Here is a 12,212-nt window from a genome sequence, read left to right on the forward strand (position 1 = left end):
TCTGTGACAACTACGCCGGTACGGGCGTGTCACCCGGCAGCGTGACCTCGATGCGGCAGCCCCGGTCCGTCTCCGCGACCCGGATCTCGCCGCCGTGCAGGTCCACCGCCCAGCGGGCGATGGCGAGGCCGAGGCCGGTGCCGCCGTCGCTGCCCGGCCCCTGGGCGGTCGCGGTACCGCTGCGGCCGAACCGCTCGAAGACCCGGTCGCGGTCCTGTAGCGGGATGCCGGGCCCCTGGTCCTCGACCTGCAGCAGCAGCCCGCCGGCCGCCTCGCCCGGGCGGGCCCGCACCGTCACGGTGCCGCCGGCCGGCGAGTGCTTGCAGGCGTTGTCGACCAGATTGGCCACCACCTGGTGCAGCCGCTCCTCGTCGGCGACCGCGGTCAGCCCCTCCGGCTCCACGTCCAGGCTCAGCAGCACGTCGCCGCGGCGCCCGTACGCGCCGCCGGCGGTGGCGCCGTCGACGGTGACCCCGCGCAGCACGCCGTCCAGGAAGGGCCGGACGTCGAAGGGGCGGGCGTCGAGCGGGACGACGCCGTCGTCCAGCTTGGACAGGTCCAGCAGGTGGGTGATCAGCCGGCCCAGGCGCTCGGTCTGCTCCAGTGCCGCGCCCAGCGTCTTCGGCTCGGGCTGGACGACGCCGTCGACCACGTTCTCCAGGACGGCCCGCAGCGCGGCGATCGGCGTGCGCAGCTCGTGCGACACGTTGGCGATGAGTTCCCGGCGGTGCCGGTCGGCGGCCTCCAGGTCGGCCGCCATGCGGTTGAAGGAGTCGGCGAGCTCGCCGATCTCGTCCCGGGAGGAGGTCTCCACCCGGGCGCTGTAGTCGCCGCGGGCCATCGCCCGGGCCGCGGCGGTCATCTCGCGCAGCGGCGCGGTGAGCCCGTGCGCGAGGAACTGCATGAAGAGCAGTGACGCGATCATCGAGAAGATCATGATGATCCGGATCTGCGTCTCGGACCTGATCGCGACGACCACCATCCCGGTGGCCAGGCAGACGGAGACGATCACCAGCAGGGCGAGCTTGCCCTTGATGGACCGCACCGGGTCGAACGGCCGCATGTCGGCCCACACCCGGCGGGCGGCCCGGCCGGCCAGGCCGGGGCCGGGACGCTCGGCGGCGTCCCCGTTGCGTTGCTGTGGAAAGGTCATCGTGCCCCTGTGTCGTGCGGCGCGGCAGGGGAAGGCTTGGGCCCCCCGGCGGCCCAGCCCTCGGTGCGCGGCTCAGGAAAGAGGTGCCTCCAGGGCGTACCCGACGCCGTGCACCGTGCGGATCCAGCTGGCACCGATCTTCCGGCGCAGCGCCTTGACGTGGCTGTCGACCGTGCGGGTGCCCGAGGCGTCCGTCCAGTCCCAGACCTCCGCGAGCAGCTGCTCGCGGGTGAGCACCGCGCGGGGCTGCGCGGCGAGGCAGGCCAGCAGGTCGAACTCGGTGGGCGTCAGGTGGACGTCGCCCGAGCCGAGCCGCACCCGGCGCTGCACGTGGTCGATCTCCAGCTCGCCGAAGCGCAGCGAGCCGAGCGCCGGCGTCCTGGCCGCCTGCTGGGCGCGCTCCACGCGGCGCAGCAGCACGTTCACCCGGGCCGCGAGCTCGCGCATGGAGAACGGCTTGGTCATGTAGTCGTCCGCGCCGACACCGAGGCCGACCAGCAGGTCCGTCTCGTCGTCGCGGGCGGTCAGCATCAGCACCGGGACGGGGCGCTGCGCCTGGATGCGGCGGCACACCTCCAGGCCGTCGAAGCCGGGGAGCATGATGTCGAGCACCACCAGGTCCGGCTGCCAGGTGTGGAAGCCGTCCACCGCGCCGGGGCCGTCGTGGGCCACCGCCACCTTGAAGCCCTCCGCGCCCAGGCGGGCCGCGATGGACTCGGCGATGGTGGGTTCGTCCTCCACCACCAGTACTCGCCGCTGCGTACCGACCGGGCTGCTGCCGGTGTCTTGCTGAATCTCTGTCACGGTCACGCCACCGCCCCCAGGGCTGCGGGCCGGTCACCTGTGGGGGTGGCGGCGCCGCGTCGTAGTCGTCTTGGTCCGTCGTGGGCTGTGCCCGGCCTGCCGCGTGCGCGGGGCGCCGTTCCGCCGTCGGCTCCCTGCGCGGCGTGGATGCGCCGTGTGGTCCGCACACCCGACCCGCACTCCACGCAGAGTACGGACACCGGCGGCATTCCGGCAGGTGGCCCGGACACATCCGGGCCACGGATCGATGCCGATCCCCGTCGGGACCGGGCACGGGGCGATACCTTACCCGGCGAAATTCGCAGCTGTAACGATCTGTATGCACCCGCACTGCGGGTTCGCCACTTACTACTGGGTCGTTCGTCCGTGAACGGAGGGCAGGTACGGACCAAGGCGTGGACGTGGTGCGCCGAAGCTCAAGCATTCTTCACAGCTCTTCCCCAGCAGCCTCCCAGCTATGGAACGTATCGTGGTCACGACAAGGGCCACCGGTGTCTCCGCGGGCACCGTCCGTGCGGACTCCGCACGCCCTCGACACGTTGCGCACGGGGGCGGGCGACGGAATCCGGCGGACGGAGGCGGCATGGCGGCGGACGGTCGGCGTCTGACCGGCGCGCGCCGCGGCCCGGGCGCCGGGCTCCTCCGGAGACTGCGCCGGGCGTTGCCCACACCGCGCCGCAACCCCTTCGCCCTCGGCTACCTCGCCCTGCTGCTCGGCACCACCCTCTTCGCCCGGTTCGGCGACCCGCAGCTGGTGCACCGCCTCCAGGCGCTCTCCAGTACGGACGTTCACAACCTCGCGCACCACCCCCTGCTCGCCCTCGCGGCCAGCGGCCTCTGGGTGGCGGGGCCGGTCTGGACGCCCTACCTCTGGGCCTTCGCGGTCACCGTCGCCCCGCTGGAGCGGCGGATCGGCGCCCGCCGCGCCGCCGGGGTCTTCGCCGCCGGCCACGTCGGCGCCACCCTCCTCTCCCAGGCCGCCGTGCTGGCCGCCGTCGCCGCCCGCCGGCTGCCGCTCGACGCACTCGACGCCCTGGACATCGGCGTCAGCTACGGCGTCCTCGCCAGCCTCGGCGCCCTCGCCGGGCTCCTGCCGCCCGCCGGCCGCACCCTCGCCCTGGGCGCCGCCGCCGCGATGGTGGCCGAGCAGTTCCTCACCGGCACCGACCTCGTCACCGGCATCGGCCACCCCGCCGCCCTGCTCATCGGCATCGCCCTGTGGCGCCCGCTGCGCCGCGGCCCCCGTCGCCCGCTGCGCCGCCCCGGCCGCTCCGCCGCGCCGCAGCCCGCCCGCGTCTGACCTGCACCTTTCCTCCCCCTTCCGACGTCCGGCCGATGATCGCTCAGAGCGAACGACTGCCGGGGAACATCTGCGCCCTGCCAATCCTTAGTCAGGTCAGCTCAACTTCACTGACTGGGGAGAGATCATGGCATCGACGTCCGTTCCGCTCACCCTGCCCGTGCTGCCGCTCGACGACGAGGTGGTGCTCCCGGGCATGGTCGTCCCGCTCGACCTGTCCGACGCCGAGGTCCGCGCCGCCGTCGAGGCCGCCCGGGCTGCGGCGGCCGGCACGGGCAAGCCGCAGGTGCTGCTGGTGCCTCGGCTCGACGGCTCGTACGCCGCCGCCGGCACCCTGGCCACCGTCGAACAGGTCGGCCGCCTCGCCGACGGCGACCCGGCCGCGCTCGTCCGCGCCGTCCGCCGGGTGCGCATCGGCGCCGGCACCACCGGCCCCGGCGCCGCCCTCTGGGTCGAGACCACCCCCTTCCGGGAGTCCTCCGAGGGCACCGCGGTGGCCGGCCGCGCCGCCGAGCTGGCCAAGGAGTACAAGGCGCTCTCCACCCAGTGGCTGCGCAAGCGCGGCGCCTGGCAGATCGTCGACCGGGTCGCCGCCATCGACGACGTCGGCGAGCTCGCCGACAACATCGGCTACGCCCCCTTCGCCACCGCCGAGCAGAAGCTCAAGGTCCTGCTGGAGGCCGACCGGCTCGCCCGCCTGGAGTACGCCCTCACCCTGCTGCGCGACCACCTCGCCGAGGAGGAGGTCAACGACACCATCCGCAAGGACGTGGAAGAAGGGGTCGCCAAGCAGCAGAAGGAGTTCCTGCTCCGCCGCCAGCTGGAGGCCGTCCGCAAGGAGCTCGCCGAGCTCAACGGCGAGTCCGCCTCCGAGGAGGACGACTACCGGGCCCGCGTGGAGGCCGCCGACCTGCCCGAGAAGGTCCGCGAGGCGGCCCTCAAGGAGGTCGACAAGCTGGAGCGCTCCTCCGAGCAGTCGCCCGAGGGCTCCTGGATCCGCACCTGGCTGGACACCGTCCTGGAGCTCCCGTGGAACGAGCGCTCCCAGGACGCCTACGACATCGCCGGCGCCCGCGCCGTCCTCGACGCCGACCACTCCGGCCTCGCCGACGTGAAGGACCGCATCGTCGAGTACCTGGCCGTCCGCAAGCGCCGGGCCGACCAGGGGCTGGGGCAGATCGGCGGCCGCCGGGGCGGTGCCGTCCTCGCCCTGGTCGGCCCGCCCGGCGTCGGCAAGACCTCGCTCGGTGAGTCCGTGGCCCGCGCGATGGGCCGCTCCTTCGTCCGGGTCGCGCTCGGCGGCGTCCGCGACGAGGCGGAGATCCGCGGCCACCGGCGCACCTACGTCGGCGCGCTGCCCGGCCGCATCGTCCGCGCGATCAAGGAGGCCGGTTCGATGAACCCGGTCGTCCTGCTCGACGAGATCGACAAGGTCGGCTCCGACTACCGCGGCGACCCGGCGGCCGCCCTGCTCGAAGTCCTCGACCCGGCGCAGAACCACACCTTCCGCGACCACTACCTGGAGGTCGAGCTCGACCTCTCCGACGTGGTCTTCCTCGCCACCGCCAACGTGCTGGAGGCCATCCCCGAGCCGCTGCTCGACCGGATGGAGCTGGTCCGCCTGGACGGCTACACCGAGGACGAGAAGGTCGTCATCGCCCGCGACCACCTGCTGCCCCGCCAGCTGGAGAAGGCCGGCCTCAAGGCCGACGAGGTGGCCGTCGACGAGGGTGCGCTGCGCCTGCTCGCCGGTGAGTACACCCGCGAGGCCGGCGTCCGGAACCTGGAGCGGTCGATCGCCCGCATCCTGCGGAAGGTCGCCGCCCAGAGCGAGCTCGGCGAGCGCGAGCTGCCCGCCGCGATCGGCGCCGACGACCTGCGCGGCCTGATCGGGCGGCCGCACCACACCCCCGAGTCCGCCCAGGAGCCCGCCGAGCGGCGCACCGCCGTCCCCGGCGTCGCCACCGGCCTCGCCGTCACCGGCGCGGGCGGCGACGTCCTCTACATCGAGGCCTCGCTCGCCGACGCCGAGACCGGCTCCACCGGCCTCACCCTGACCGGGCAGCTCGGCGACGTGATGAAGGAGTCCGCGCACATCGCGCTCTCCTACCTCCGCTCGCGCGGCGCCGAGCTCGAACTGCCCGTCACCGGGCTGCGGGACCGCGGCATCCACCTGCACGTCCCGGCGGGCGCCGTCCCCAAGGACGGGCCCAGCGCCGGCATCACCATGACCACCGCGCTCGCCTCGCTGCTCTCCGGGCGCAAGGTGCGGACGGACGTGGCGATGACCGGGGAGGTGTCGCTGACCGGGCGGGTGCTGCCCATCGGCGGGGTGAAGCAGAAGCTGCTCGCCGCCGACCGGGCCGGGGTCACCACGGTGATCATCCCGCGGCGCAACGAGGCCGACCTGGACGACGTGCCGGCCGAGGTGCTGGATCGGCTCACCGTGCACGCCGTCGCCGACGTCCGCGAGGTCCTGAAGCTGGCCCTCGAACCGGCGGAGGTCCTGGTGGCTGCCTGAGCCGACAGGTCGGGGCGACGACAGCAGGGGCGCGGGAACTGCGCGCGGCGGAAGGCACAGGCCGGTGCCTCCCGCCGCGCGCAGTTCCCCGTGCCCCTGTGGGCCTGCGCGTCCGAGGCGTTACCCCGTGCGGACGTGGTGAGTACGCGGCGGAAACCCCGGCGTGCGACACTGCCGAAATGCCGTCCCCTACGCAACGGGCCCTGTCCCGAGTCCCGGAGCGGTACCGGCCGTTCCTGGTGCAGCACCGCAAGCTGGTGAAGTTCCTGCTGGTGGGTGGGACCTGCTTCGTGCTGACCACGGCGATCGACCTGGGCCTGAAGTTCACCGTGCTGCAGCACAAGCCGGTGGTGGCGCTCACCATCGCGACGGTGATCGCCACCGTCGTCTCCTACGTGCTCAACCGCCAGTGGTCGTTCCGGGCGAACGGCCGGCAGCGCGAGGCGATCCTCTTCTTCGTGGTCAGTGCGTTCGCGGTGGTGGTCAACGACCTGCCGCTGGTGTTCTCCCGCTACGTGCTGGACTTCCGGGAGCCGGACGTCTCCCCACTGGGCCAGGAGATCGCCGACTTCGTCAGCGGCATGCTCGTCGGCACCTTCCTGGCGATGCTGTTCCGCTTCTGGGCGATGAACCGCTGGGTCTTCACCCGCAGCAGGCTCCAGCCGCCCGCCGAGGACCTCGAACCCGAGCGGGTCTGAGCGCCCCCGGCGGACGGCCGGTGCGGTGCAGCGCTCAGCGGGCGCCGAGCAGGTGCTCCATCGCGAGCTGGTCGAGCTGCTCGAAGGCCATGCCGCGGGCGGCGGCCGCATCCACGTCGAAGTCCTCGAACGCGGCGCGGTCGGCGAGCAGCGCGCCGAGGCCGTCCTCGGCGGTCGGCCGGGCGAGCTCGTCCAGACGGGCCGCCCGCAGGGCCTCCTGGACGGCCGGGTCGGCCCGGAACGCCAGCGCCCGCTCCTTGAGCAGCAGGTAGTTGTTCATGCAGGCGGCGGCCGAGGCCCACACGCCCGCGAAGTCCTCGGTGCGCGGCGGCTTGAAGTCGAAGTGCCTGGGGCCCTCGTAGCCCGCCGACTCCAGCAGGTCCACCAGCCAGAACGCGCTGCGCAGGTCGCCGGCGCCGAAGCGCAGGTCCTGGTCGTACTTGATGCCGGACTGGCCGTTCAGGTCGATGTGGAAGAGCTTGCCGTGCCACAGCGCCTGGGCGATGCCGTGGGCGAAGTTCAGCCCGGCCATCTGCTCGTGGCCGACCTCCGGGTTGAGGCCGACCCGCTCGGGCCGCTCCAGGGTCTGGATGAAGGCGAGGGCGTGGCCGACGGTCGGCAGCAGGATGTCGCCGCGGGGCTCGTTCGGCTTGGGCTCGATGGCGAAGCGCAGGTCGTAGCCCTGCTGCTCGACGTACTCGCCGAGCAGGTCGAAGGCCTCCTTCAGGCGGTCCAGCGCGACCCGGACGTCCTTGGCGGCACCGTGCTCGGAGCCCTCGCGGCCGCCCCAGGCGACGTAGGTGGTGGCGCCGAGCTCCGCCGCCAGGTCGATGTTGCGGACGGTCTTGCGCAGCGCGTACCGGCGGACGTCGCGGTCGTTGGCGGTGAAGGCGCCGTCCTTGAAGACCGGGTGGGTGAAGAGGTTGGTGGTGGCCATCGGGACCTTCATGCCGGTGGCGTCCAGGGCGGTGCGGAAGCGCTTGACGATCGCGTCGCGCTCGGCGTCCGAGGATCCGAACGGGATCAGGTCGTCGTCGTGGAAGGTCACGCCGTGGGCGCCGAGCTCGGCCAGCCGGTGGACGGTCTCGACCGGGTCGAGGGCCGGGCGGGTGGCGTCGCCGAACGGGTCGCGGCCCTGCCAGCCGACGGTCCACAGGCCGAAGGTGAACTTGTCCGCGGGGGTGGGGGAGGGCATCTCGGTGCTCCAGGGGTCTATTCGTCAGGGCAGAAAACAAACTAATATCCCGAGGCACGGAAGGGAAGGCCCGACGCGGCGGACGGAGAGGAAGACATGGCAGGGATCGTCATCGGAGTGGACAGCTCCACCCAGTCCACCAAGGCCCTCGCGGTGGACACGGCCACCGGCGAGGTGCTCGGCGAGGGCCGCGCGGCCCACACCGTCACCGGTACCGGCGGCGCCCGCGAGAGCGACCCGCGGCAGTGGTGGCAGGCGCTGCAGGACGCGATCGCCGCGACCGGCTGCGCCGAACGCGCCGAGGCGGTCTCGATCGGCGGCCAGCAGCACGGCCTGGTCGCCCTCGACGCCGACGGCGCACCCGTCCACCCCGCGCTGCTCTGGAACGACACCCGCTCCGCCGGACAGGCCGCCGTCCTCGTCGACAAGCTCGGCCGGGAGGCCTGGGCCCGCCGCACCGGCAGCGTCCCCAACGCCTCCTTCACCGTCTCCAAGTGGGCCTGGCTGCGCGACCGCGGCCTCACCGACCGGGTCGCCGCCGTCCGCCTGCCGCACGAGTACCTGACCGAGCAGCTCACCGGCCGGCCCGCCGCCGAGCGCAGCGACGCCTCCGGCACCGGCTGGTGGGGCGAGCACGGCTGGGACCGCGACATCCTCGACCTCGTCGGCCTGGACGAGGCCCTGCTCCCGCCGCTCGCCGAACCCGGCACCGCGGCCGGCGAGACCCGCGGCTCCTTCGGCGGGCTGCGGCCCGGCATCCCGGTCGCCCTCGGTGCGGGCGACAACGCGGCCGCCGCCCTCGGGCTCGGCCTCGGCGGCGGCACCGGCGCCGCGTACGGGCAGCCAGCCCTCTCGCTCGGCACCTCCGGCACCGTCTACGCCGTCACCCGCGGCCGGCCCGCCGACCCCAGCGGCACGGTGGCCGGCTTCGCCGCCGCCCACGGCGACTGGCTGCCGCTGGCCTGCACCCTCAACTGCACCCTCGCCGTCGACCGGATCGCCACCCTGCTCGGCCTCGACCGGCAGGCCGTCGAACCCGGCGGCGAGGCCGTCGTCCTGCCCTTCCTGGACGGCGAGCGCACCCCCGCACTCCCGCACGCCTCCGGCCTGGTCCACGGCCTGCGGCACGACACCACCCCCGGCCAGCTGCTCCAGGCCGCCTACGACGGCGCCGCCTACGCTCTGCTCGCCGCCCTGGACCTGGTGCTCGACGCCGGCGGCGAGGCCGCGGGCGACGCACCGCTGCTGCTGATCGGCGGCGGGGCCCGCGGCCGGGCCTGGCAGGACACCGTGCGGCGGCTCTCCGGCCGGGCCGTCCAGGTGCCCGCCGCCGGCGAACTCGTCGCCCTCGGCGCCGCCGCCCAGGCCGCCGCCCTGCTCACCGGCGAGCACCCCGCCGGGATCGCCCGCCGCTGGGGCACTGCCGCGGGACCGGTGCTCGACCCGGTCGAGCGGGACGGCGCGGCCACCGCCCGGATCGCCGCCGTCCTCGCCGCCGGGGCGCCACTGCTCGGCGCCGACCACCAGGGCTGACCCGGCTGCGGACGGCATACGGGTCCGTCCGAGAGTGCCGCGGTGGCGCCGTCGGCAGGCGCGGATACCCTGCAACCGGTCGACCGGGTGTTCGGCCGTCGAACGAGAGGTGACGAGGCGATGCGGGAGACGGAGGCGAGACGGGCCCGGCCCGCGAGCCAGCAGGGCATGAGGAGGGCCAACCTGGCCCTCGTACTGGGCGAGTTCGCGGCCGGCCCGCGCTCCCGCGCCGAGGTCGCCGCCACCACCGGCCTCACCCGGGCGGCGGTCTCCTCCCTGGTCGACGAACTCGCCGCCGCCGGCCTGGTCTCCGAATGCGGGCCCGCCGTGCCCAGCGGCCGCGTCGGCCGGCCCGGCACCGCCATGGCACTCGACCCGGAGGGCCCGGCCGGCCTCGGCGGCGAGATCGGCGTCGAACACCTGGCGGCCTGCGTCGTCGACCTGCGCGGCGAGGTCCGCGGCTGGCTGCGCCAGGACGTCGCCAACCGCGGCCGCCCGGCCGAGGACGTCCTGCGCGACCTCGCCGTCCTGCTGCGGGAGGTCGCCGACTCCTGCGGACTGACCCCCGCCGGCCTTGCCGTCGCCGTGCCCGGTCTGGTCGGCTCGGCCGAAGGCGTCGTCGAGCGCGCCCCCAACCTGGGCTGGTCCGACGTGCCGCTCGCCGCCGCACTCCGGCGCGCCCTGCGCGAGGCCGACGCCGACACCCTCGCCGCCCTGCCCGTCGAGGTCGACAACGAGGCCAACCTCGGAGGCCTCGCCGAACTCTGGCTCGGCGACGGCCCCGACGACTTCCTCCACCTCTCCGCCGAGGCCGGCATCGGCGCCGCCCTCGTGATCGACGGCCGCCTGCTGCGGGGCGCCCGCGGCTACGCCGGCGAACTCGGCCACGTCCCCGTCCACCCCGACGGACCCCACTGCCCCTGCGGCGCCCGCGGCTGCCTGGAGCAGTACGCCGGAGAGGCCGCCGTACTGCGGGCCGCCGGCCTCGCCGACGCCGGCGGCGACTGGGTGGCCCTGCTCGCCCGCCGCGCGGCCGACGGCGACCCCGCCGTGCGGGCCGCACTGGCGGCGGCCGGCTCCGCGCTCGGCGTCGCCGCGGCCGGGGCGGTCAACCTGCTCGACCCCGCGGCGCTGGTCCTCGGCGGCGGCTACGCCGAACTCGCCGAGTGGCTGGTGCCCGCGATGCGGGCCGAACTGGCCGGCCGGGTCACCGTCCGCACCTGGCAGGACGACTGGCTGTCCGTCTCCACCCTGGGCCGCCGCGGCCCCCTGCTCGGCGCCGCCATCGGCGTCGTCCGCGCGGTCGTCGCCGACCCTGGCCGCTTCGCCGCCGCCGAAGCCTGACGCAGGGCCGGGAGCCGCGGCTTCCACCTGATGGTTTTCCGTGGCACTAGGGGGTTGCTCCCGTCGGGGCGTCGACGACGCGGTCGGTGGCCAGGAGCGTGACGGCGACGCCGGTGACGGCCCAGGCGGCGAGGACGAGGAGGGGCGGGGTGAGGGCGGTGCCGCCGAGGTAGGCGATGGAGCGGGCGGCGTCGGTGCCGGCGCCGTTCGGGATCCAGGATCCGATCGCCCGCCAGAAGGGCGGCAGCAGCGGCGGCGGGCGGACCCCGCCCGCACTCGGGTTTCCGAGGACCACGAAGACCAGTACGGCGATGCCGATCCCGACCACCCCGAACAGGCACTGCATGGCCATGGTGAAGGCCCCGACCGCGAAGACCACCAGGGCGCCGAGTCCCCAGAGGGGCAGGACCGGGCCGGGCAGGGCGTCCAGGACCGGGCCGGTGATCAGTGCGCCGCCGAGGCCGGCCGCGACGGAGTAGAGGAAGAGCGTGCCGAGCCGCAGCAGGGCCCGGTCGGTGTCGGCGGGCTTGGAGCCGGCGCTGATGCCGAGGATCGAGGCCACCAGATAGCCGCCGACGCACCAGCCGACCACCAGGTAGAAGGAGGAGAGGCCCTCGGCGTCGCCGGGGGCGAGCGGGACGACGTCCTCGGTGCCGAGGGTCCGCTGCCGGGCGGACTCCAGCGGGCCGACGATCCGTTCGGCGGCGGTCGCCGCGGCGGGCCCGCGGGCGGTGGCCACCAGCAGGGTGTCCCGGGTGCCGGCGGGGTCGACCAGCCAGGCGGCGTACACCTTCTGGTCCTTGATCAGCCGGACGGCGCTCTCCCGGTCCGGTGCGGTGCCGGACCGGACGGCCTCGTCCGGGACGGCATGCAGGGCCGAGGTGGCCTCCAGGACGGACTGGGCGGGGCCGACCACCGCGATGGAGAGCCGATGGGGGGTCGGGTCGTGGAGGGCGCCGACGTAACCGGCGGTGAAGCCGAGTTGGAGCAGGAGCACCCCGAGCACGAGCAGGAAGGCGCGCGGGGTGACCGCGTCCTCGACCTCGGCGAGGAATCCGGGGCGCGGGCCGGGCATCGACCGCCTCCTTGGCGCGAGGGGCAAAAGGTGCGAAACAGATGCTTCATAACATGAAGCAGTTGTCCGGGAGTGGAGGCACGGGCTGCGGGATACTGACGCCATGAGTGACCAGGAGTCGGCCGACCGGGCGTTCCGCGCCGTCGAGCGGGAGGTGGCGCTGCTCTTCCGGCGGGGGCGGGCGCGCTCCGCGGAGATGGCGCGGCGGGTGCATCCGGAGCTGGAGGGTGCGGCGTACGCGATGCTCGCGTACGTGGAGGAGTCCGGCCGGGTGCGGCTGACCGACATCGGGCTGCACTTCGGCATCGGCAAGGCCTCGATCAGCCGGCAGGTGAAGCACCTGGAGGAGCTGGGGCTGGTCCGCCGCGAGGTCGACCCGCTGGACCGGCGTTCCTCGCTGGTGTCGCTCACCGGGGACGGCGCCGCGCGCTACCTGCGGGCCCGGGACGCCCGGATGGGCCGCTTCCGCGAGCTGATGGCCGCCTGGGACGAGGAGGACGTGGTGCGCTTCGCCGAGTTGCTGGGTCGCTTCAACGATCTGGCGGCGGAGTCCATGCGCCCTGCGGAGTCCGCCCCGGCCTGACCGGTC

The 12,212-nt window shown here is 74.5% G+C and carries 10 protein-coding genes; 6 read left to right on the forward strand and 4 right to left on the reverse strand.

Annotated features, from left to right (window positions below):
• Nucleotides 1–10: 10 nt before the first annotated feature.
• Together ACQ614_RS22815 and ACQ614_RS22820 are read right to left on the reverse strand one after the other, a co-directional pair.
• On the reverse strand, nucleotides 11–1,153 hold the full coding sequence (locus ACQ614_RS22815; RefSeq protein ID WP_431680457.1) for a HAMP domain-containing sensor histidine kinase: 1,143 nt from the start codon (nucleotides 1,151–1,153) through the stop codon (nucleotides 11–13).
• Between the two features lie 72 nt (nucleotides 1,154–1,225).
• Nucleotides 1,226–1,957, reverse strand: a complete 732-nt coding sequence (locus tag ACQ614_RS22820) for a response regulator transcription factor (RefSeq protein WP_363490767.1) — start codon at nucleotides 1,955–1,957, stop codon at nucleotides 1,226–1,228.
• 583 nt (nucleotides 1,958–2,540) lie between these two features.
• Between ACQ614_RS22820 and ACQ614_RS22825 the strand changes: the two genes are divergently transcribed.
• The 3 genes from ACQ614_RS22825 (at nucleotide 2,541) to ACQ614_RS22835 (ending at nucleotide 6,476) form a co-directional block, all read left to right on the forward strand.
• Nucleotides 2,541–3,257: a rhomboid-like protein gene (locus ACQ614_RS22825; RefSeq protein ID WP_431680459.1), complete on the forward strand. Its 717-nt coding sequence runs from the start codon at nucleotides 2,541–2,543 to the stop codon at nucleotides 3,255–3,257.
• A gap of 127 nt (nucleotides 3,258–3,384) precedes the next feature.
• Nucleotides 3,385–5,778 carry an endopeptidase La gene (gene lon / locus ACQ614_RS22830; protein WP_431680461.1) on the forward strand — a complete coding sequence of 798 codons (2,394 nt, stop codon included), beginning with the start codon at nucleotides 3,385–3,387 and terminating at the stop codon, nucleotides 5,776–5,778.
• 179 nt (nucleotides 5,779–5,957) lie between these two features.
• Nucleotides 5,958–6,476 (forward strand): GtrA family protein, encoded by a 519-nt coding sequence (locus tag ACQ614_RS22835; RefSeq protein WP_431680464.1) that lies wholly within the window; start codon nucleotides 5,958–5,960, stop codon nucleotides 6,474–6,476.
• 34 nt (nucleotides 6,477–6,510) lie between these two features.
• Here ACQ614_RS22835 and xylA read toward each other — a convergent pair whose 3' ends face one another.
• Nucleotides 6,511–7,671, reverse strand: coding sequence for a xylose isomerase (gene xylA, locus ACQ614_RS22840; RefSeq protein WP_431680467.1), 1,161 nt, complete (start codon nucleotides 7,669–7,671; stop codon nucleotides 6,511–6,513).
• Between the two features lie 96 nt (nucleotides 7,672–7,767).
• Between xylA and xylB the strand changes: the two genes are divergently transcribed.
• Both xylB and ACQ614_RS22850 read left to right on the forward strand, forming a co-directional pair.
• Nucleotides 7,768–9,204, forward strand: a complete 1,437-nt coding sequence (xylB, locus tag ACQ614_RS22845) for a xylulokinase (RefSeq protein ID WP_431680470.1) — start codon at nucleotides 7,768–7,770, stop codon at nucleotides 9,202–9,204.
• Nucleotides 9,205–9,372: 168 nt separating this feature from the next.
• Complete coding sequence (locus ACQ614_RS22850; protein WP_431680472.1) at nucleotides 9,373–10,548, forward strand: ROK family transcriptional regulator; 1,176 nt, start codon at nucleotides 9,373–9,375, stop codon at nucleotides 10,546–10,548.
• 46 nt (nucleotides 10,549–10,594) lie between these two features.
• Here ACQ614_RS22850 and ACQ614_RS22855 read toward each other — a convergent pair whose 3' ends face one another.
• The gene (locus ACQ614_RS22855; protein ID WP_431680475.1) at nucleotides 10,595–11,623 is read right to left on the reverse strand and encodes a DUF3533 domain-containing protein; all 1,029 of its coding nucleotides are present in this window, start codon (nucleotides 11,621–11,623) and stop codon (nucleotides 10,595–10,597) included.
• 103 nt (nucleotides 11,624–11,726) lie between these two features.
• On the opposite strand from ACQ614_RS22855, the gene ACQ614_RS22860 reads away from it, so the two are divergent.
• A complete protein-coding gene (locus ACQ614_RS22860; protein ID WP_363490783.1) occupies nucleotides 11,727–12,206 on the forward strand; it encodes a MarR family winged helix-turn-helix transcriptional regulator in 480 nt (159 codons plus the stop codon).
• Nucleotides 12,207–12,212: the final 6 nt, after the last annotated feature.

The organism is Kitasatospora dryopteridis (assembly GCF_050749075.1).
Lineage (GTDB): Bacteria > Actinomycetota > Actinomycetes > Streptomycetales > Streptomycetaceae > Kitasatospora.